The sequence below is a fragment of the Ensifer sp. Root278 genome, from assembly GCF_001429285.1.
Lineage (GTDB): Bacteria > Pseudomonadota > Alphaproteobacteria > Rhizobiales > Rhizobiaceae > Ensifer.
Map to the genome: position 1 here is coordinate 806,466 of NZ_LMJJ01000040.1, position 19,502 is coordinate 825,967.

Annotated in this window: 16 protein-coding genes; 12 read left to right on the plus strand and 4 right to left on the minus strand. The window is 62.3% G+C overall.

The window, feature by feature from the left end:
* Positions 1-100 precede the first annotated feature (100 nt).
* Positions 101-1,531 carry an NADP-dependent phosphogluconate dehydrogenase gene (gene gndA / locus ASE60_RS25720; protein WP_057254239.1) on the plus strand — a complete coding sequence of 477 codons (1,431 nt, stop codon included), beginning with the start codon at positions 101-103 and terminating at the stop codon, positions 1,529-1,531.
* A gap of 298 nt (positions 1,532-1,829) precedes the next feature.
* Here gndA and ASE60_RS25725 read toward each other — a convergent pair whose 3' ends face one another.
* From ASE60_RS25725 to ASE60_RS25740, 4 genes are all read right to left on the minus strand, one after another.
* Entirely contained in the window at positions 1,830-2,018 is a 189-nt protein-coding gene (locus ASE60_RS25725; protein ID WP_058328737.1) for a hypothetical protein, read from the minus strand.
* Positions 2,019-2,186: 168 nt separating this feature from the next.
* Positions 2,187-2,417 carry a hypothetical protein gene (locus tag ASE60_RS25730; RefSeq protein WP_057254242.1) on the minus strand — a complete coding sequence of 77 codons (231 nt, stop codon included), beginning with the start codon at positions 2,415-2,417 and terminating at the stop codon, positions 2,187-2,189.
* A 370-nt stretch (positions 2,418-2,787) separates the two neighbouring features.
* The gene (locus ASE60_RS25735; RefSeq protein WP_057254244.1) at positions 2,788-4,410 is read right to left on the minus strand and encodes an ABC-F family ATP-binding cassette domain-containing protein; all 1,623 of its coding nucleotides are present in this window, start codon (positions 4,408-4,410) and stop codon (positions 2,788-2,790) included.
* A gap of 307 nt (positions 4,411-4,717) precedes the next feature.
* Positions 4,718-5,773 carry a LacI family transcriptional regulator gene (locus ASE60_RS25740; protein ID WP_057254246.1) on the minus strand — a complete coding sequence of 352 codons (1,056 nt, stop codon included), beginning with the start codon at positions 5,771-5,773 and terminating at the stop codon, positions 4,718-4,720.
* Between the two features lie 520 nt (positions 5,774-6,293).
* Between ASE60_RS25740 and ASE60_RS25745 the strand changes: the two genes are divergently transcribed.
* The 11 genes from ASE60_RS25745 to ASE60_RS25795 all read left to right on the plus strand — a co-directional run bounded on the left by ASE60_RS25745 (position 6,294) and on the right by ASE60_RS25795 (position 19,408).
* Positions 6,294-7,529, plus strand: coding sequence for an ABC transporter substrate-binding protein (locus ASE60_RS25745; RefSeq protein WP_057254248.1), 1,236 nt, complete (start codon positions 6,294-6,296; stop codon positions 7,527-7,529).
* Between the two features lie 208 nt (positions 7,530-7,737).
* Positions 7,738-8,646, plus strand: a complete 909-nt coding sequence (locus ASE60_RS25750) for a sugar ABC transporter permease (RefSeq protein ID WP_057254250.1) — start codon at positions 7,738-7,740, stop codon at positions 8,644-8,646.
* Positions 8,639-9,589: a carbohydrate ABC transporter permease gene (locus ASE60_RS25755; protein WP_057254252.1), complete on the plus strand. Its 951-nt coding sequence runs from the start codon at positions 8,639-8,641 to the stop codon at positions 9,587-9,589. The genes ASE60_RS25750 and ASE60_RS25755 overlap by 8 nt, the downstream gene beginning before the upstream one ends.
* Before the next feature lie 4 nt (positions 9,590-9,593).
* On the plus strand, positions 9,594-10,688 hold the full coding sequence (locus ASE60_RS25760; protein ID WP_057254254.1) for an ABC transporter ATP-binding protein: 1,095 nt from the start codon (positions 9,594-9,596) through the stop codon (positions 10,686-10,688).
* A 148-nt stretch (positions 10,689-10,836) separates the two neighbouring features.
* On the plus strand, positions 10,837-13,311 hold the full coding sequence (locus tag ASE60_RS25765) for a glycoside hydrolase family 2 protein (RefSeq protein ID WP_057254256.1): 2,475 nt from the start codon (positions 10,837-10,839) through the stop codon (positions 13,309-13,311).
* Between the two features lie 5 nt (positions 13,312-13,316).
* Positions 13,317-14,006, plus strand: a complete 690-nt coding sequence (locus ASE60_RS25770) for a D-lyxose/D-mannose family sugar isomerase (protein ID WP_057254258.1) — start codon at positions 13,317-13,319, stop codon at positions 14,004-14,006.
* Between the two features lie 47 nt (positions 14,007-14,053).
* Positions 14,054-14,815 carry a sugar phosphate isomerase/epimerase gene (locus tag ASE60_RS25775; protein WP_057254260.1) on the plus strand — a complete coding sequence of 254 codons (762 nt, stop codon included), beginning with the start codon at positions 14,054-14,056 and terminating at the stop codon, positions 14,813-14,815.
* A 15-nt stretch (positions 14,816-14,830) separates the two neighbouring features.
* On the plus strand, positions 14,831-16,009 hold the full coding sequence (locus ASE60_RS25780; protein ID WP_057254261.1) for a Gfo/Idh/MocA family oxidoreductase: 1,179 nt from the start codon (positions 14,831-14,833) through the stop codon (positions 16,007-16,009).
* 388 nt (positions 16,010-16,397) lie between these two features.
* Positions 16,398-17,426: an L-glyceraldehyde 3-phosphate reductase gene (mgrA, locus tag ASE60_RS25785; protein ID WP_057254263.1), complete on the plus strand. Its 1,029-nt coding sequence runs from the start codon at positions 16,398-16,400 to the stop codon at positions 17,424-17,426.
* A gap of 275 nt (positions 17,427-17,701) precedes the next feature.
* Complete coding sequence (locus ASE60_RS25790) at positions 17,702-18,808, plus strand: TRAP transporter substrate-binding protein (RefSeq protein ID WP_057254265.1); 1,107 nt, start codon at positions 17,702-17,704, stop codon at positions 18,806-18,808.
* Between the two features lie 186 nt (positions 18,809-18,994).
* The gene (locus ASE60_RS25795) at positions 18,995-19,408 is read left to right on the plus strand and encodes a cupin domain-containing protein (RefSeq protein WP_057254267.1); all 414 of its coding nucleotides are present in this window, start codon (positions 18,995-18,997) and stop codon (positions 19,406-19,408) included.
* Positions 19,409-19,502: the final 94 nt, after the last annotated feature.

The window sequence follows — 19,502 nt, forward strand, 5'->3', positions numbered from 1 at the left end:
ACAGAGCCCGCCGCGAGAGGGCGAAGTTCAATTCGAAGGGCCGGCACCGACGCGCTTATCCCGATCGCGCCCGGCACTTCTGTCCAATGGAGGCAATCACGTGTCACAGGCGGAAATCGGCCTAATCGGTCTTGGCGTCATGGGCTCGAACCTGGCGCTCAACATCGCTGAAAAGGGCAACAAGATCGCGGTGTTCAACCGCACCGTCGAGGCGACGCACAAGTTCTACGCGGAAGCCGGCGAGCTCAAGGGCCAGATCGTACCCTGCGACACCATCGAAGAATTCGTCGCCGCCATCCGCCCGCCGCGCCCGATCATCATCATGATCAAGGCCGGCGAGCCGGTCGATCAGCAGATGAAGATCCTGAAGCCCTACCTCGCCAAGGGCGACATCATGATCGATGCCGGCAACGCCAACTTCCGCGACACGATGCGCCGCTTCGAGGCGCTGAAGGACAGTGGCCTGACCTTCATCGGCATGGGGGTTTCCGGCGGTGAGGAGGGCGCGCGCCACGGCCCGTCGATCATGGTCGGCGGCAAGGAGGAGTCCTGGAAGCGCGTCGAGAGCGTTTTGACCTCGATCGCTGCCAAGTATGACAACGACCCTTGCGTTGCCTGGCTCGGCGAAAACGGCGCCGGCCATTTCGTCAAGACCATCCACAACGGCATCGAATATGCCGACATGCAGATGATCGCCGAAATCTACGGCATCCTGCGCGACGGCCTGAAGATGTCGGCGACCGAGATCGGCGACGTCTTCGGCACCTGGAACAAGGGGCGGCTCAACTCCTACCTGATCGAGATCACCGAGAAGGTGCTGAAGGCCGCTGATCCTCTGACCGGCAAGCCGATCGTCGATTTGATCCTCGACAAGGCCGGCCAGAAGGGCACCGGCAAGTGGTCGGTGATCGAGGCGCAGAACATGGGCGTGCCGGCAACCGGCATTGAGGCGGCGGTGGCCGCGCGCAGCATCTCCGCGATGAAGGACGAACGCGAAGCGGCCGAAAAGATCCTCGGGCTGCCTGAGGTCGGCGACTTCAAGGTGGCCGACAGGGCGGCCTTCATCAAGGATCTCGAAAGCGCGCTGCTGGCCGCCAAGATCGGCGCCTATGCGCAAGGCTTCGCGGTGATGTCGGCGGCATCAAAGGAGTTCAACTGGAACCTGCCGATGCCGACCATTGCCAAGATCTGGCGTGCCGGCTGCATCATCCGCTCGCAGTTCCTCGACGAGATCACCACCGCGTTTACCAAGGCGCCGGATGCCGCCAACCTGATCGTCACCCCGGCCTTTGCCGCCATGGTCAAGGAAACCGACGCAGCCCTGCGCCGCGTCGTCTCGGCTGCCGTTCTCGGTGGTCTGCCGGTACCGGCGCTTGCCTCGGCACTCGGCTACTTCGACAGCTACCGCCGCGGCCGCGGCACGGCCAACGTCATCCAGGCGCAGCGCGACTTCTTCGGCGCCCACGGATTCGACCGCGTCGACGGTGCCGACAGCCATCACGGCCCGTGGGGCAGCGGCCTCAACGGCTAGAGCAATTCCAGGAAAAGTGCAAAGCGGTTTTCCGTCCGGAACTGCGTGATTTCAAAGACTTAGATCGCTTCAGTTTCGATGAAACAATGAAGTGATCTAAGTCTCGACGACAGAGCAGCTTGAGACGGGGCGGCCTTGGCTGCCCCGTTTGCGTTTGGGGCCGATGCCGCCGCTTCGTTCGGACAAGATGCTAAAGCGCGTCGCGATCTTTCAGATTCGCTCCTGCGCTTTAAGTTTTTGATATTTCGCATTTCGTGTCGTTATCGCAAAACCGCTGCGCACTTTTGCGCGACACGCTTTAGCCCGTCATCGATGAGGTCGCTGATATCCCTGTACCGCCCGATGCCCCCGGATTGGAGCAGGATTTGATTGGCAGGACGGCGAACACCGAGGCAATCATCAGCACAATAATGATCAGCACCAGCCTGTCGGTGAAGGTGGCTCGAAAGATCTGCAGCACATAATGCTTGGTCTTCATCGTGCCCACGCGCTTTCATCGCCATCTGCGTATGATGGCTTCCGTGCACCGTGGACGTCATGCGTCCGTTCATGTGAATCTGCTTACTTCGTCGGGAAACTGCTGACGTCGCGTATTGTTCCGGGAAGGGCGCCTGGCGCTGCGATTGTCGCCAGGCGCTTTCGCCGATGGGCGTGACTAACGCCGATAGACGTTGCGGTCGCCACCCGAGCGGCGGCGCTGTGCCCGCAGCTTGCCCAGCCTTTTCGGCGGATCGACAAAGATCACCAGCAGAAACCCGACGGCCATAAGCACGTATGCCGGGATCCCGGTCGCCGCGCTGCCGAAGAAAGCGCAAAGGGTGGCCAGCGCAAGGTAGATGCCGATGGTGAAGGGGTTGGATACAAAGCCCCATACGCGGTTCGTCATTCGGTCTTTCCATGCAATTTTCGGTGTCATGCCGAACATCACCTGTCTGAAGTGATTGGCAGCAGATGCTGCGATGGCGCCCCAGCCAGCCCAGCAATATGTGAATGGGGAGCGTCGCGACAATGACACTCGGACCTTTGACTGCGCGAATCGGACCAAAGTCCCATCGATTTCAAGCGGCCATCCGGTAGGATCTGTAGCAGCTGCTACGGTAGCACTTCACAAGAACCTAGTTTTTTCAGTACCGATTTAGAGCGGAGTCGCGTTGTTCGTTCGGGCTCTGCTTGTGGACCCTCGGTCCCCGCCGAGGAAGGCGGGCACTGCGAATGCTGGGCGCCGGCGCGCGACGCCCAGCTCGCCTATTTTCGTGTCAGCTCCGCAGACCGGGAGCTTCCTGGCCGGTGCGGGCGACATATTCGGTGTAGCCGCCGCCATATTGGTGGATGCCGTCGGGCGTCAGTTCGAGCACACGGTTGGACAATGCTGCGAGGAAGTGGCGATCGTGCGAGACGAAGAGCATGGTGCCTTCGTAGTCCGCCAGCGCCTTGATCAGCATTTCCTTGGTGTCGAGGTCGAGGTGGTTGGTCGGCTCGTCGAGAACCAGCAGGTTCGGCGGATCGAACAGCATGATTGCCATCACCAGGCGGGCCTTCTCGCCACCGGAAAGCACCCGGCACTTCTTCTCGACATCGTCGCCGGAAAAGCCGAAGCAGCCGGCAAGTGCGCGAAGCGGCGCCTGGCCGGCTTGCGGGAACGTGTCTTCAAGCTGCTGCAGCACCGTGCGGTCGCCGTCGAGCACGTCCATGGCATGCTGGGCGAAGTAACCCAACTTGACACTGGCGCCGAGCGCGACGTTGCCTTCATCCGGCTCGGTCGAGCCGGCAACGAGCTTCAGCAGCGTGGACTTGCCGGCGCCGTTGATGCCCATGATGCACCAGCGCTCGCGGCGGCGCACCATGAAGTCGAACCCTTCATAGATGCTGCGGCTGCCGTATTTCTTGTGCACGCCCTTGATGTTGATGACGTCTTCGCCGGAGCGTGGCGCCGGGCGGAATTCGAAAGCGACGCTCTGGCGGCGCTTCGGCGGCTCGACCCGGTCGATCTTGTCGAGCTTCTTCACCCGGCTCTGAACCTGAGAGGCGTGCGAGGCGCGGGCCTTGAAGCGCTCGATGAACTTGATCTCCTTGGCGAGCATAGCCTGCTGGCGCTCGAACTGCGCCTGCTGCTGCTTCTCGTTCTGGGCGCGCTGCTGCTCGTAGAAGCCGTAGTCGCCCGAATAGGCGTTGAGCGAGCCGCCGTCGATCTCGATGATCTTGGTGATGATGCGGTTCATGAACTCGCGGTCGTGCGAGGTCATCATCAACGCGCCGTCGTAGTTCTTGAGGAAGTCCTCGAGCCAGATCAGGCTTTCGAGATCCAGATGGTTGCTCGGCTCGTCGAGCAGCATCACGTCGGGCCGCATCAGAAGAATACGGGCAAGCGCCACGCGCATCTTCCAGCCGCCCGAGAGCGCGCCGACATCGCCGTCCATCATCTCCTGGCTGAAGCTCAAGCCCGCCAGCACCTCGCGGGCGCGGCCTTCCAGCGCGTAGCCGTCGAGCTCCTCGTAGCGTGCCTGCACCTCGCCGTAGCGCTCGATGATCGCATCCATCTCGTCGAGCCGATCCGGATCGACCATCGCGGCTTCAAGCTCGCGCAGTTCGGCGGCGACTTCGCTGACCGGCCCGGCGCCGTTCATGACCTCGGCAACCGCGCTGCCGCCCGCCATCTCGCCGACGTCCTGGTTGAAGTAGCCGATGGTGATGCCCTTATCGACGGCGACCTGGCCTTCGTCAGGCACTTCCTCGCCGGTAATCATGCGGAAGAGCGAGGTTTTGCCGGCGCCGTTCGGGCCGACGAGGCCGACCTTTTCGCCGCGGTTGAGGGCGGCGGAGGCTTCGATGAAAAGGATGCGGTGGCTGAGCTGCTTGCTGATGTTTTCGATGCGGATCATGTCTGCTGTAGCCTGAAGGGAGGTGTGGGGCGCCGTCGCGCCCGATTGTTGCCCCGGCCTGTCGCAGGTTTCTGCGTCACAAGCAAGACTTCAGGGTGCTTCCGCGTCGTTTCACGACGCCCATGGCAAACTGTCGCTGGTCGACGACAGAGGGGCACGCCGTCTCCCAGATCCTCATTCCTGTGCCTGTCACAGGAATCCAGTCAGGCCCAAGTCTTTGGGCCGAAAAGACTCTTCCGCGCCGCGGACGCGGCGCTGCTGGATCCCTGTGACAGGGCACAGGGATGAGGGCGGAGATGTTTTCGGCTCAGGCCCGCAGACCGCGCGTGATCGGCGGCTGGAACTCCGGCTGGCTGAGGCTCTGCAGCGTTTCCGGCGGTTGGCCGTCGATATGGCCGATGACCGCCTTTGCCAGTTCGCGACCGGCAACGCGGATGTCCTCGTACATGGTCATCACCTCCGGGCGAAGCCAGCGCAGGAAGTCGCTCGGGGACTTCGAAACCATGTCGCAGTCTTCGCCGAGCTTCTTCTTGGCCATCTCCAGGCCGGCAATCAGCGCGATCGCACCGGAGCCGCTGCCCGAGATGATGCCGTCGGGCGCGTCCTCCGAGCGCATCAGCACCTCGAAGGCGTCGCGGATTTCGACCAGAGAATGGTCGATGTTGGTCTGATGGAAGCCGATTGCATCCGCCTGAAAGTCGCGCAGTCCCCGTTCGAAGCCGGCGCGCATATGCGAATAAAAGGTGAGATGCGGCGGCGGCTCGAGCAGCACCAGGCGCCGCCGGCCGCGCGCGACGAGCTTGCGCACCGCCTCATAGGCGAAGCGCTCGTTGTCGAAGTCGTGATAGGGGTGGACGATGCCCATTTCGGTGCGGCCGTGGGTGACGAAAGGCAGGCCGCGCTCGGTCAGAAGTGCCACGCGCGGATCGTGCGGCTCGGTGCGCGAGATGATCACGCCGTCGGCAGCGCCCGTGTCGAGGATGTAGCGGATCGGCGCCAGGGCATCCTTGACGGCGCTATAGGGGGTGACCACGAGGTGATAGGGCGTGCCCGCGAGGATCTCGGTGATGCCGACGACCATCGGGCTGGTGATGCCCATGATCTCTTCTTCCAGCGTCAATACGAGACTGATGACGTTGGTCTTGCCGGTTCTGAGCCGCACGCCGGCGCGGTTCGGCTGGTAGCCGATCTGCTTGGCGACGAGACGCACGCGTTCCTTGGTTTCCGCGCCGATATCGGGCGCATCCTTCAGCGCCCGGGAAACCGTGGTGATGCCGAGCCCGGTCATGAAGGCGATCGTCTTCAGCGTTGGCCGGCCGCCATCCGGCAGTGTTTGCGGCCTGTTTTTCGTCTTGCTGTCCATTGCCGTCACCCGCCCACTCTCTGCCCGCGCGCCGCCAGTTTTGCCCGCCCGGCGGCGAAACGCGTCGGTTCAGCCCTGTCCACTGCTGCCTGCCGCGTCACTTTATCGCCTTATATACGAAAAGCAGCGAGCGGCTATCCTGCTTTGGACCGATAAAATTGCTTCAAATCTGTAACGATACAGTTGCGATGTCGAGCGTTTTCGTTGCTGCACTGCGGAAGATGAAGCGGTCTGGTTGAATCGCACCTTGGGGCGGGTGTCTTTTGCGCTTGCGAGACGATGATCTCCACAACGGCGCAAGGCACTCGCTGAAGTTCTATAAATATCAGCTATATAAGCGAGTCTTCTGCAAGACGCGAAGGGGCAGGCGCCGGGCGCAAAGCGCTTTGGACGTCCGCTGTCATCTGCACGCAATAGGTGTTTTCTAAGATTCTGTTTAAATCGATTGTGGTGGGTGTTGCGTCCTGTAATCGATTGCATTAAGTTTTTTACGGTAACGTTACAGTGAGGGAGGAGACTCATGAAAATACGTTCTTTTGCAGCCATGCTCGCGACCGCGGTGGCCCTGCCACTCGGTGCGGCCAGTGCCGCCGATCTTGAAGTAACCCATTGGTGGACGTCCGGCGGCGAAGCGGCGGCGGTCGCCGAACTCGCCAAGGCCTTCGATGCGACGGGCAATCACTGGGTTGACGGCGCGATCGCCGGCTCCGGCGGCACCGCCCGCCCGATCATGATCAGCCGCATCACCGGTGGTGACCCGATGGGTGCCACGCAGTTCAACCACGGCCGCCAGGCTGAGGAGCTGGTTCAGGCCGGGCTCATGCGCGACCTGACCGATGTCGCGACCCGCGAGAAGTGGAAGGAGATCATCAAGCCGGCGAGCCTGCTCGATTCCTGCACCATCGACGGCAAGATCTATTGTGCCCCGGTCAACATCCACTCCTGGCAGTGGCTGTGGCTCTCGAACGCCGCCTTCAAGACGGCCGGCGTCGATGTGCCGAAGAACTGGGACGAGTTTGTTGCCGCCGCACCGGCGCTCGAAAAGGCCGGCATCGTGCCGCTCGCAGTCGGTGGCCAGCCCTGGCAGGCAGCCGGCGCCTTCGACGTGCTGATGGTGGCGATCGCCGGCAAGGACACGTTCCAGAAGGTCTTTGGCGACAAGGACGAGGAAGTGGCGGCCGGTCCTGAGATCGCCAAGGTCTTCAAGGCCGCTGACGACGCCCGCCGCATGTCCAAGGGCACCAATGTCCAGGACTGGAACCAGGCGACGAACATGGTCATCACCGGCAAGGCCGGCGGCCAGATCATGGGTGACTGGGCTCAAGGTGAATTCGCGCTTGCCGGCCAGAAAGCCGGAACGGATTACACCTGCCTTCCGGGTCTCGGCGTCAACGAGATCATTTCGACCGGTGGCGACGCATTCTACTTCCCGCTGCTGAAGGACGAAGAAAAGTCCAAGGCGCAGGAGGCGTTGGCTTCGACGCTGCTCGATCCGAAGACCCAGGTCGCCTTCAATCTCAAGAAGGGCTCGCTGCCGGTGCGTGGCGACGTCGACCTCGCAGCCGCCAACGACTGCATGAAGAAGGGCCTGGACATCCTTGCCAAGGGCAATGTGATCCAGGGCACCGACCAGCTGCTTTCGGCCGACAGCCAGAAGCAGAAGGAGGACCTGTTCTCCGAATTCTTCGCCAACTCGTCGATCACGCCGGAAGACGCGCAGAAGCGTTTCGCCGACATCATCGCGAACGCGGAGTAACCGCAACTGCCTGATTGACCGGTCCCGCCGTAATGGCGTGGGCCGGCCAAGGCCTCCCTTTCGGCACGACGTGCCGACAGCCGCGCGTGCGTTCGCCTTCACGCGGCACTTAGGGAGCGGTTGTCGCCCTGATGCGGCACGACGTCGACGTTGATCGCGCGGCGCTGCCCATCGTCCGAAACCCATTGCAGTTCCGGAGGAACGAAACATGGCAGGCTACACACAAGGTTCGGGCCGACCGAACCAGTGGCTGCGGAACCTGAACGCGAAGATTGCCTCCGTCCCGATGATCCTGACGGCCGTGGTGATTTTCCTCGGCGGCACGATCTGGACGGTCGTCTATTCCTTCACCAATTCCAAGCTCTTGCCGCGGCTATCCTTCGTCGGCCTCGATCAGTACGAGCGCCTCTGGGACGCGCCGCGCTGGCTGGTCTCGGTGCAGAACCTGGCGATCTACGGCATCTTCTCGCTGATCTTCAGCCTGGTCATCGGCTTCGTGCTGGCGGCGCTGATGGACCAGAAGATCCGCTTCGAAAACACCTTCCGCACCATCATGCTCTATCCCTTCGCCCTGTCCTTCATCGTGACGGGCCTGGTGTGGCAATGGCTGCTCAATCCGGAATTCGGCATCCAGTCTGTGGTGCGTTCGGCCGGCTGGGAGAGCTTCACCTTCGACCCGCTCTATAATGCCGACATCGTCATCTACGGCATCCTGATCGCCGCCCTCTGGCAGGGCACCGGGCTCGTCATGTGCCTGATGCTTGCGGGGCTTCGCGGCATCGACGAGGACATCTGGAAGGCCGCGCGCGTCGACGGCATTCCGATGTGGAAGACCTACATCTTCGTCGTCATCCCGATGATGCGCGGCGTCTTCATCACCACGCTGGTGATTATCGCGAGCGGCATCGTCAAGGTCTACGACCTTGTGGTGGCGCAGACGAGCGGCGGCCCCGGCATCGCGTCGGAAGTGCCGGCCAAGTACGTCTACGACTACATGTTCCAGGCGCAGAACCTCGGTCAGGGCTTCGCCGCCTCGACCATGATGCTGATCACCGTCGCCATCATCATCGTGCCTTGGGCCTATCTGGAATTCGGGGGAGGGCGCAAGCATGTCTGATATCGTTGCTTTCAATTCGGTGGCTGACGAAGCCGCACCCCAGGCGCAAGCCGACAGGGTTATCGCCGGCCCACGCGGTCGCAAACCCCGCCGGGCGCTGTCGGGCCGTAACATCATGATCTACGGCACGCTGATCGTCGTGGCGCTCTACTACCTGCTGCCGCTCTATGTGATGGTCATGACCTCGCTCAAGGGCATGCCGGAAATCCGGCTCGGCAACATCTTCGCGCCGCCGGTCGAAATTACCTTCGAGCCGTGGGCGAAGGCCTGGGCGAGTGCCTGCACCGGGCTTAACTGCGACGGCCTTTCGCGCGGCTTCTGGAACTCGGTGCGCATCACCGTTCCCTCGACGATCGTCTCGATCGCGATCGCCTCGGTCAACGGCTATGCGCTTGCCAACTGGCGCTTCAAGGGCGCGGAGCTGTTCTTCACGATCCTGATCGTCGGCGCCTTCATTCCCTATCAGGTGATGATCTACCCGATCGTCATCGTGCTCCGGGAAATGGGCATCTACGGCACGCTGACCGGCCTCATCATCGTGCACACCATCTTCGGCATGCCGATCCTGACGCTGCTCTTCCGCAACTATTTCGCCGGCCTGCCGGAGGAACTGTTCAAGGCGGCGCGCGTCGATGGCGCCGGGTTCTGGACGATCTACTTCAGGATCATGCTGCCGATGTCGCTGCCGATCTTCGTCGTGGCGATGATCCTGCAGGTCACCGGCATCTGGAACGACTTCCTGTTCGGCGTCGTGTTCACCCGGCCGGAATACTACCCGATGACGGTTCAGCTCAACAACATCGTCAACTCGGTCCAGGGCGTGAAGGAATACAACGTCAACATGGCGGCGACGATCCTGACGGGTGCCGTGCCGCTCTTCGTCTACTTCGTCTCCGGACGGCTTTTTGTTCGCGGCATCGCCGCCGGCGCAGTGAAAGGGTAAGGACATGCAAAACGTCAGCGTATCGGTCAAAGACCTGTCGTTGAGCTTCGGTGCCGTCACTGTGCTCGACACGCTCAACCTCGACATCAAGGACGGCGAGTTCCTGGTGCTACTCGGCTCGTCCGGCTGCGGCAAGTCGACCCTGCTCAACTGCATCGCCGGTCTACTCGATGTCAGCGACGGGCAGATCTTCATCAAAAACAAGAACGTCACCTGGGAGGAGCCCAAGGACCGCGGCATCGGCATGGTGTTCCAGTCCTACGCGCTCTATCCGCAGATGTCGGTGGAGAAGAACCTCTCCTTCGGCCTGCAGGTCGCAAAGGTCCCGAAGGAGGAGATCGACAAACGTGTGCGCCGCGCCTCCGAGATCTTGCAGATCCAGCCGCTCCTGAAGCGCAAACCGTCTGAGCTTTCCGGTGGCCAGCGCCAGCGGGTGGCGATCGGCCGGGCGCTGGTGCGCGATGTCGACGTGTTCCTCTTCGACGAGCCGCTTTCCAACCTCGACGCCAAGCTGCGCTCGGAGCTGCGCGTCGAGATCAAGAGGCTGCACCAGTCGCTGAAGAACACGATGATCTACGTCACCCACGACCAGATCGAGGCGCTGACGCTCGCCGATCGTATTGCTGTCATGAAGAGCGGCGTGATCCAGCAGCTGGCCGACCCGATGACGATCTACAACGCCCCGGAAAACCTGTTCGTCGCCGGCTTCATCGGTTCGCCGTCGATGAACTTCTTCCGCGGCGAGCTGCAGCTTCGCGACCAGCGCGCCTACGTCCACGCCAACGGCGTCGACTTCGACGTGTCCGCCTATCCGTCGCGGGCACCCCTGGTGCACGGGCAGAAGGTTGTCCTCGGCCTCAGGCCCGAACATGTGCGCGTCGACGAGGCGGCAAGCGGGGCCGCGGCCTCGCATCGCGCGGTCGTCGATATCGAGGAGCCGATGGGCGCCGACAACCTGTTGTGGCTGAAGCTTGCCGGGCAGTCGATGTCCGTGCGCATCGCCGGCCAGCGGCGCTATGCGCCTGGCACGGCGGTCACCCTCTCCTTCGACATGGCGGTTGCCTCGATCTTCGATGCGACGAGCGAAAACCGGCTCTAGCCGCATATCGCGCAAAAGTGTGAAGTGGTTTTGCGGAAACGATATGCGCGGAAGTAAAGAAATAAGGAGATGCCGGGCAGGGACCTCTGTCCGGCACCTCCCGGCAATGACAGCGCCGGCGTCGCCGGTCGATCGATGGAATACAACAATGCTCTCTGAGGACTACACCCGAACCGCCATCCGTCTCGACCTTTCGGGGGACTGGCAACTCAGTTCCGCCGACAGCAACCATGCTCTGACCATTGCGTTGCCGGGCGACGTGCACTCGGCCTTGCAGAAAGCGGGCGCGATCGAAGACCCCTATGTTGGCCGCAACGAGAACGACGTTCAATGGGTGGCACACAAGGACTGGGTGATCGAGCGCACGGTCTCCGTGGCTGCCGACGACCTCGCGGGATACTGGTATCTCGACCTCGAGAGCTTGGACACGGTCGCCTCGGTCTTCGTCAACGACACGCTGGTGCTCGAAGCGGAGAACTGCTTCCGCCGCTACAGGCCGGAGGTCTCGCGCGCGATCGTCGCCGGCGAAAACCGCATCCGCATCGTGCTGCATTCCTCGATTTCCGAAGGCGCGCGCCGGCAGGCCGAGCAACCCTTCTACGTGCCTTACCATCCCGGCAATTCGCCGATCGCCAATGGCAACATGCTGAGGAAGCCCCAGTGCCACTTCGGTTGGGACTGGAACCTCGCGATCGCGCCGCTCGGCGTCTACGGCGAGATTGCTCTCTGCCGGCTGGAGATCGCCCGCATCGAGCATGTGACGACCAAGCAGGTCTGGCTTGAGGACGGTTCGGTCGATCTCGTGGTGACGGTGACCTTGTTTGCCGACGCGCCCGGCATCGTGCCCATACATTTTTCGCTCGACGAGGACCGCGAACGGCTGGACTGCGCCGTCGGCAAAGGCGAGACGCGCATCACCCATGTCTTCACCGTGACCAGGCCGAAGCGCTGGTGGCCGGCGGGTAGCGGCGAGCAGCACCTGTCGCGCCTGACAGTGGACCTGCCGCAGGAGCAGGTGAGCCGCCAGATCGGATTCCGCGCGATCGAGCTGCTGACCGACAAGGACGAGGCTGGCAGCCGCTTTGCCTTCCGCGTCAACGGCCGCGAGATCTTCTGCAAGGGTGCCAACTGGATCCCGGCCGATGCGCTGATGTCACGGGTGACGCCAGAGGGCGTCGAGGATCTGCTGACCTCGGCAGTGGACGCCAACATGAACATGATCCGGGTCTGGGGCGGCGGCTTCTACGAGCCGGACTGGTTCTACGATCTCTGCGACCGGCTCGGGCTCATGGTCTGGCAGGACTTCATGTTTGCCTGCAACCTCTATCCCTCGACCCCGGATTTCCTGGAGAATGTCGCGGCAGAGGTGGATTATCAGGCAAAGCGCCTGTCGTCGCATCCATCGATCACGGTCTGGTGCGGCGACAACGAGTTGGTCGGCGCGCTCACCTGGTTCGACGAACCGCGCAAGGATCGCGACCGCTATCTCGTTTCCTATGACCGGCTGAACCGCACGATCGAGGTGGCGCTGAAAGCGGCACTTCCCGAAGCGATCTGGTGGCCGTCGAGCCCGGCGTCCGGCTATCTCGATTTCGGCGATGCCTGGCATGCCGATGGTTCCGGCGACATGCACTACTGGTCGGTCTGGCACGAGAACAAGTCCTTCGACAATTACCGCACCGTGCGCCCGCGTTTCTGCTCGGAGTTCGGCTTCCAGTCCTATACGTCGATGCCGGTCATCCGGCAGTTTGCGGCGGAGAAGGACCTCAACATCGCGTCGCCTGTGATCGAGAGCCACCAGAAGAATGTCGGCGGCAATGAGCGCATCGCCGGCACGATGTTCCGATATTTCCGCTTCCCCAAGGATTTCCCGGCTTTCGTTTATCTCAGCCAGGTCCAGCAGGGGCTGGCGATCCGCACGGCCGTCGACTATTGGCGCTCGCTAAAACCCCATTGCATGGGCACGCTCTACTGGCAGCTCAACGACACCTGGCCGGTCGCCTCCTGGTCGAGCCTCGACTATGGTGGCAGCTGGAAGGCGATGCACTATATGGTCCGCCGGTTCTTCCAGCCGGTTTCGGTCGCGGCCATCCCATCGGCGGATGGCAGAGAGATCGCCTTCTCGATGGTCAACGATACGGCGGAGCCGGTGACGGTCGAGCTTCAGACCTTCCTGGTTTCGCTCGATGGCAAGCGCACGCCGCTGACGGCGGCCGCCGGCACCTGCAGCCCGGATCGCGCGGCGACCCTGGTGACGCTTGCGGCTTCCGATATTCCGGCGGATCACCTGTTGTTCTGGTCGTTCGATGCATCGAACGGCATGCGCGGCGAGGGGCACCACGCCAACGGCACCTACAAGGCACTCGACCTGCAACCGTCCGGTTTGACACTCGATGTGGCGCCGGCGGGCGAAGGCGCTTTCGACGTCAGCGTCAAGGCAAGCGGCCTGGCGCTGCATGTGATGATCGAGGCCGATGTCGCCGGCCGATACTCCGACAATGCCTTTGATCTGCTGGCCGGGGAAACCAAGCTTGTCCGCTTCACGCCGAAGGTGCCGCTCGCCGCAGGCGAGCTTCCGCGCTTTGCCGTCTTCGATCTCGAATCCTGCCAGGGGAAGGGTTGATCGCCATGAAACGCAGCCACGTCAACGGTATCATCGCCGAGAGCGATGCCTTCATGACGAGCTTCGGCTTCACGCTGCCGCCTTTTGCCTATTGGTCGCCGGAGCAGTTGAAGTCGCACGTTGCATCGGACAGCCCGACGATCTTCGAGGCCCGCCTCGGCTGGGACATTACCGACTACGGCAAGGGCCGCTTCGACCAGTTCGGGTTGGTGCTCTTCACACTGCGCAACGGCAATGCCGCCAATCTGAAAACCGGTCACGGCATGGTCTATGCCGAAAAGCTGATGATTACCGCCAAGGACCAGGTCAATCCGCTGCACCGCCATGCGGTGAAGACAGAGGACATCATCAATCGTGGCGGCGGGTCGCTGGTGCTGCAGATGTACAATTCGAAGCCTGACGGCAGCGTCGACGAGGAGAGCGACGTGGTCGTCGCTACCGATGCACGGCTACGCACGCTGAAAGCCGGCGAACTGCTGAAGCTCAAGGCAGGCGAAAGCGTCACGCTTCTGCCCGGCAACTGGCACGCCTTCTGGGCCGAAGGCGCCGATGTGCTGATGGGCGAGGTTTCGACCGTCAACGACGATCTCACTGACAACTATTTCCGCGAGCCCGTCGGTCGCTTCTCGGCGATCGAGGCGGACGCGGCACCCACCCACCTGCTGGTGTCGGACTACGACACCTGGCTGAAGTGATCTCAACACAATCCCAAGACCCCCAGGACGAAATCGAGGAGGATTTCATGAAGGACGTCAGTTTCCAGCTTTATAGCGCCCGTAATTTCCCGCCTTTCGCCAATGTGCTCGAAGCGCTCGGGCAGGCCGGCTATAGCCAGGTCGAAGGTTATGGCGCGCTCTATGCGGCGCTCAGCGACGCCGAGATCGCCAGCTTCAAGGAAGGGCTCGACAGCAATGGTCTCGCCATGCCGACGGCGCACTTTGGCCTGGACATGCTCGAAAGCGATCCGGCCCGCGTGCTCGAAATCGCCAAGGCGCTCGGCATCAAGGCGATCTATTGCCCCTACCTGATGCCCGACCAGCGCCCGACGGATGCCGCCGGCTGGCGTGCCTTCGGCGAGCGGCTGCAGAAGGCCGGCAAGCCCTATCGCGACGCCGGGCTGATCTTTGGCTGGCACAACCACGACTTCGAGTTCTTTGCTCTTCCGGACGGCAGCATCCCGCAGGACCTGATCTTTGCAGGCGGACCGGAACTTTCCTGGGAAGCCGACATCGCCTGGATCATCCGCGGCGGCGCCGACCCGATCGCCTGGATCAAGAAATACGGCGACCGCATCACCGCCGTGCATGTGAAGGACATCGCGCCGACGGGCGAGAAGAAGGACGAGGACGGTTGGGCCGATGTCGGCGAGGGTACCGTCGACTGGAAGGGCCTGTTTGCGGCGCTTTCCGGCACCAAGGCCCGCTACTTCATCGCCGAGCACGACAATCCGAGCGATTTCAAGCGCTTCGCCAAGCGCTCGCTCGCCTCCATCCAATCCTATTGAGAAGCAGGTTCATCCATGACCAAGGAACTTGGCGTCGGCATCATCGGATGCGGCAACATCTCCACCACATACTTCAGGCTCGCCCCACTGTTTAAGGGCATCAAGGTTGTCGCCTGCGCCGACATCAACCAGGCAGCGGCCGAGGCGCGGGCAGCGGAATACGGCGTAGAAGCCCAAAGCATCGAGGGGCTGCTGGCCAATCCGGATGTCGATATCGTCGTCAACCTGACGATCCCGGACGCGCACTATCCGGTCTCGAAGGCGATCCTCGAAGCCGGCAAGCACGTCTATTCCGAGAAGCCATTGGTGCTTTCGCTGGAGCAGGGCGAGGAGCTCAGGGCGATCGCGAAGGCCAAGGGCCTTTCCGTCGGCTGCGCGCCGGATACCTTCCTCGGCGGCGCGCACCAGCTTGCACGCAGCACTATCGATGCCGGCAAGATCGGCCGGGTAACCTCCGGCACCTGCCACGTGATGAGCCCGGGCATGGAGATGTGGCACCCGAACCCGGACTTCTTCTTCCTGCCCGGCGGCGGACCGATCCTCGACCTCGGGCCCTATTACATCGCCAACCTGATCAACCTGATCGGACCGGTGAAGCGCGTCGGCGCTTTGTCCTCCATGGCCAACCCGACCCGCACCATCACCAGCGAGCCGCGCAAGGGCGAGGAGATCCCGGTCAAGACCCCGACCAACATCCACGCGCTGCTCGAATTTGCGAACGGCGCGACGATCACGCTCTCGGCGAGCTGGGATGTCTGGTCGCATCGCCATGCCAATATGGAGCTCTACGGCACCGAAGGCTCGCTCTACGTGCCCGATCCGAACTTCTTCGGCGGCAAGGTGGAGGCCAGTGGGCGCGACAAGGACATCCAACCGCTGGAGCCCTGGGATCATCCCTTCGGCATCGAGAACCAGGAGCACCCGCAGGGACCGATGGCGAACTACCGCACCGCGGGCCTTGCCGACATGGCGCAGGCGATCCTCGAAGGCCGCGACGCCCGTTGCTCGCTCGAGCGCGCCTTGCACGGCGTCGATGTCATGGTTTCGATCCTGAAATCCGGCGAGGAGGGCCGCTTCATCGAGCTCTCCACCACCTGCACGCAGCCGGCCGCCCTCGGCATCGAGGAGGCGCGGGCGCTGCTGCGCGAGACGGAGGAAGAAATATCGGGAAATCGGGTCGCTGCGGCTTCATAGCGGCAGCCGTCCGGCACGCGCGCCGCGGACCAGGGGTCCCTCTGCAAACTCGGAAGAGAGGCTTCCGGGGGGAGAGCTGCACCCCAACCTCCCTCATCCTCGCCCTTGTGGCGGGGATCCAGCGACCCGACGTCTGTCGGGTCAAAAGACTTTTCAGCCCAACGACTTGGGCTGGTCCGCAGTTCCATCGGAACTGCTAGGGATTCCTGTGACAAGCACAGGAATGACGGAGGTTTTGGTTGGCGCCAAGCTTCCCTCGTGAGCGTTCGGTGATTAGAGATATCTTTGACAGCAAGCTTGGGTTTCCGTGATCACGGAAACCCTTCTCGTTTGGAGCGATGGTGGTTTCCAGCCGCCATCCGGATACGGATCGCGGAGGATTTTTGCGATGACCTGGCTACCGGCGGAAAACCGCTACGACACCATGAAATATAACCGCGTCGGCCGCTCCGGCCTGAAGTTGCCGGCGATCTCGCTGGGGCTCTGGCACAATTTCGGCGGCGACACGCCGCATGACCGCAAGGTCGACATGTGCCGCACCGCGTTTGACCTCGGCATCACCCATTTCGACCTCGCCAACAATTACGGCCCGCCTCCGGGCTCGGCCGAGACTGCCTTCGGCGAAATCATGCGCACGGATTTCGCAGGTCTGCGCGACGAGCTGATCATCTCGTCCAAGGCCGGCTATGACATGTGGGCAGGTCCTTACGGCGAATGGGGCAGCCGCAAGTACATGATCGCATCCTGCGACCAGAGCCTGAAGCGCATGGGGCTCGACTATGTCGACATCTTCTATTCGCACCGTTTCGATCCGGACACGCCGCTTGAAGAAACCTGTGGCGCGCTCGACCATATCGTGCGTTCGGGCAGGGCGCTTTATGTCGGCATTTCCTCCTACAATTCGCAGCGCACCCGCGAAGCGGCTGCAATTCTCAAGGATCTCGGCACACCGTGCCTCATCCATCAGCCGAGCTATTCGATGCTCAACCGCTGGATCGAGGATGATGGCCTGATCCACACGCTCGAAGATCTCGGCATCGGCTCGATCGTCTTTTCGCCGCTTGCCCAGGGCATGCTGACGACCAAGTATCTGCAGGGCATTCCGAGCGACAGCCGGGCGGCGCAGAACCACTTCCTCAAGAAGGACTTCATCCGCCCGGAGATCATCGACAACATCCGCAAGCTGAACGGCATCGCCGAAAAGCGCGGCCAGACTCTGGCGCAGATGGCGCTTGCATGGGTGCTGCGCAACGGCCGGATCACCTCGGCGCTGATCGGCGCCAGCCGCTCCGAGCAGATCGTCGATTGCGTCAAGGCGCTCGAAAACGACACGTTTACGGCGGAGGAGCTGGCCGAGATCGATCTCTATGCGCGTGAGGCCCACATCAACCTCTGGGCATCGTCGGCCGAACGCTAATTTCGGCTGAAAACATTGATTTGCCTGCATTTTGGGCAAAATTGCCTGCTTTCCGGCGCATTAGACAAAAGTCGAATAGGTGCCGGAAAGCGCCTTCTGGACATGGTCCGGTGTTTCTGTAAGGTGCTGGAATGCCGGTCGATTGCGACGCCGATTTGCGTCGTTTCGGCAGGTTAACGAGGAGGAGCCACCGTCGCCCGGGAAGGGGCAGGGTGGATTGATGGGTGGTAGCGCTGATCGCGGCCGCCCTTTTGGCGAGAACTAGGGGAGGAACCATGGATCGCCGTTCATTTATCAAAAACGCAAGCCTCGGTGGCTTGGCCGCAGCGGGTGCTGCCGCGCTTGCAACGCCGGCCATTGCGCAGGCAAACCCCAAGATCAACTGGCGCCTGGCATCGTCGTTCCCGAAGTCGCTCGACACGATCTATGGCGGCGGTGAAGTGCTGGCGAAGCATGTGTCGGAAGCGACCGACGGCAACTTCCAGATTCAGGTCTTCGCCGCCGGCGAAATCGTCCCCGGCCTGCAGGCTGCTGACGCGGCGGCTGCCGGTACGGTCGAGGCTTGCCACACGGTTTCCTACTATTACTGGGGCAAGGACCCGACTTGGGCGCTTGGTGCCGCCGTTCCCTTCGCGCTCAATGCGCGCGGCATGAACGCCTGGCACTACCACGGCGGCGGCATCGATCTCTTCAACGAGTTCCTGGGAACCCAGGGCCTCGTCGGTTTCCCCAACGGTAATACCGGCGTGCAGATGGGCGGCTGGTTCCGCAAGGAGATCAAGACGGTCGCCGACATGCAGGGCCTGAAGATGCGCATCGGGGGCTTCGCCGGCAAGGTCGTCGAGAAGCTCGGCGTCGTGCCGCAGCAGATCGCCGGCGGCGACATCTATCCGGCGCTCGAAAAGGGCACCATCGACGCCGCCGAATGGGTCGGCCCCTATGACGACGAGAAGCTCGGCTTCTACAAGGTCGCGCCCTACTACTACTATCCCGGCTGGTGGGAAGGTGGCCCGACGGTCCACGCCATGTTCAACAAGGCGGCCTTCGACGGCTTGCCGAAGAACTACCAGTCGCTGCTGCGCACCGCTTGCCAGGCGACCGACGCGAACATGCTGCAGAAGTACGACTACCTGAACCCGTCGGCGATCAAGCGCCTGGTGGCTTCCGGTGCCAAGCTCAGCCCGTTCAGCGCCGAAATCCTGTCGGCCTGCTTCGACAAGGCGAACGAAGTCTATGCCGAAATGGAAGACTCGAACCCGACCTTCAAGAAGATCTGGGACTCGATCAAGGCCTTCCGCGGCGAGTACTACCTCAACGCCCAGATCGCCGAATACAACTACGACACCTTCATGATGATCCAGCAGCGCGGCGGCAAGCTCTAAGCTTTCGCCTGTTGCTGATGACAAAGGGCCGCTCGCAACGTCTGTTGCGGGCGGCTTTTCGTTTCGGCCGGAGGCCGCCGGCGTCCCGACGACCCTGCATTTCTGATCCCTACGCATGCGCAGGAGGCGCGGCACGGCAGCGGTTTCGTGGTATGGTTGCGGCCTTGATGAAAGGGAGAAGGTGCAATGCCAAGCGAAGGCCAATCGGTCGTGCTCGGTCCCCATCAGGGCCGCCGGTACGACATGGGTGCCATACAGGCTGTCTTCAAAGCCGATCGCCCGGAAACCCTAGGCCGCTTTTCGATCTCGGAATGGTGGCTCGATGCTCGGCATGAAGGACCCGGCGCTCACAAGCACGACGACAATGACGAGATTTTCTACGTCATCGAGGGCACCGCCAGCATCCTGGTCGGCGACACCTGGCACCAGATGGCCAAGGGCTCGCTCTGCGTCATCCCGCGCGGAACGATGCATGATTTCCGCAATGAGAGCGCATCGCGCATGGGTCTGCTCAACGTCTATGTCGGCGGACCGTTCGAGGAGATGATGCCCATGATCGTCGACTGGTATCGCGACAATCCGGCCAAGAGGATCGATTGAGCAAGTGCGTTTGGTGTGGCTGCCCTGAGATTGCTGACAGACCTCGACGATGGCCTGCGGCGATATGCGTGCCCCGTTCTCCCTCATCCTCGCC

Excerpts from the sequence above, each read along its gene's own strand:
- ASE60_RS25790 (WP_057254265.1), top strand. The coding sequence starts at position 17,702 with ATGGATCGCCGTTCATTTATCAAAAACGCAAGCCTCGGTGGCTTGGCC.
- ASE60_RS25765 (WP_057254256.1), top strand. The coding sequence starts at position 10,837 with ATGCTCTCTGAGGACTACACCCGAACCGCCATCCGTCTCGACCTTTCG.
- ASE60_RS25755 (WP_057254252.1), top strand. The coding sequence starts at position 8,639 with ATGTCTGATATCGTTGCTTTCAATTCGGTGGCTGACGAAGCCGCACCC.
- ASE60_RS25775 (WP_057254260.1), top strand. The coding sequence starts at position 14,054 with ATGAAGGACGTCAGTTTCCAGCTTTATAGCGCCCGTAATTTCCCGCCT.
- ASE60_RS25740 (WP_057254246.1), bottom strand. The coding sequence starts at position 5,773 with ATGGACAGCAAGACGAAAAACAGGCCGCAAACACTGCCGGATGGCGGC.
- ASE60_RS25795 (WP_057254267.1), top strand. The coding sequence starts at position 18,995 with ATGCCAAGCGAAGGCCAATCGGTCGTGCTCGGTCCCCATCAGGGCCGC.
- ASE60_RS25745 (WP_057254248.1), top strand. The coding sequence starts at position 6,294 with ATGAAAATACGTTCTTTTGCAGCCATGCTCGCGACCGCGGTGGCCCTG.
- ASE60_RS25780 (WP_057254261.1), top strand. The coding sequence starts at position 14,831 with ATGACCAAGGAACTTGGCGTCGGCATCATCGGATGCGGCAACATCTCC.
- ASE60_RS25730 (WP_057254242.1), bottom strand. The coding sequence starts at position 2,417 with ATGACGAACCGCGTATGGGGCTTTGTATCCAACCCCTTCACCATCGGC.
- ASE60_RS25750 (WP_057254250.1), top strand. The coding sequence starts at position 7,738 with ATGGCAGGCTACACACAAGGTTCGGGCCGACCGAACCAGTGGCTGCGG.
- ASE60_RS25760 (WP_057254254.1), top strand. The coding sequence starts at position 9,594 with ATGCAAAACGTCAGCGTATCGGTCAAAGACCTGTCGTTGAGCTTCGGT.
- mgrA (WP_057254263.1), top strand. The coding sequence starts at position 16,398 with ATGACCTGGCTACCGGCGGAAAACCGCTACGACACCATGAAATATAAC.
- ASE60_RS25735 (WP_057254244.1), bottom strand. The coding sequence starts at position 4,410 with ATGATCCGCATCGAAAACATCAGCAAGCAGCTCAGCCACCGCATCCTT.
- ASE60_RS25770 (WP_057254258.1), top strand. The coding sequence starts at position 13,317 with ATGAAACGCAGCCACGTCAACGGTATCATCGCCGAGAGCGATGCCTTC.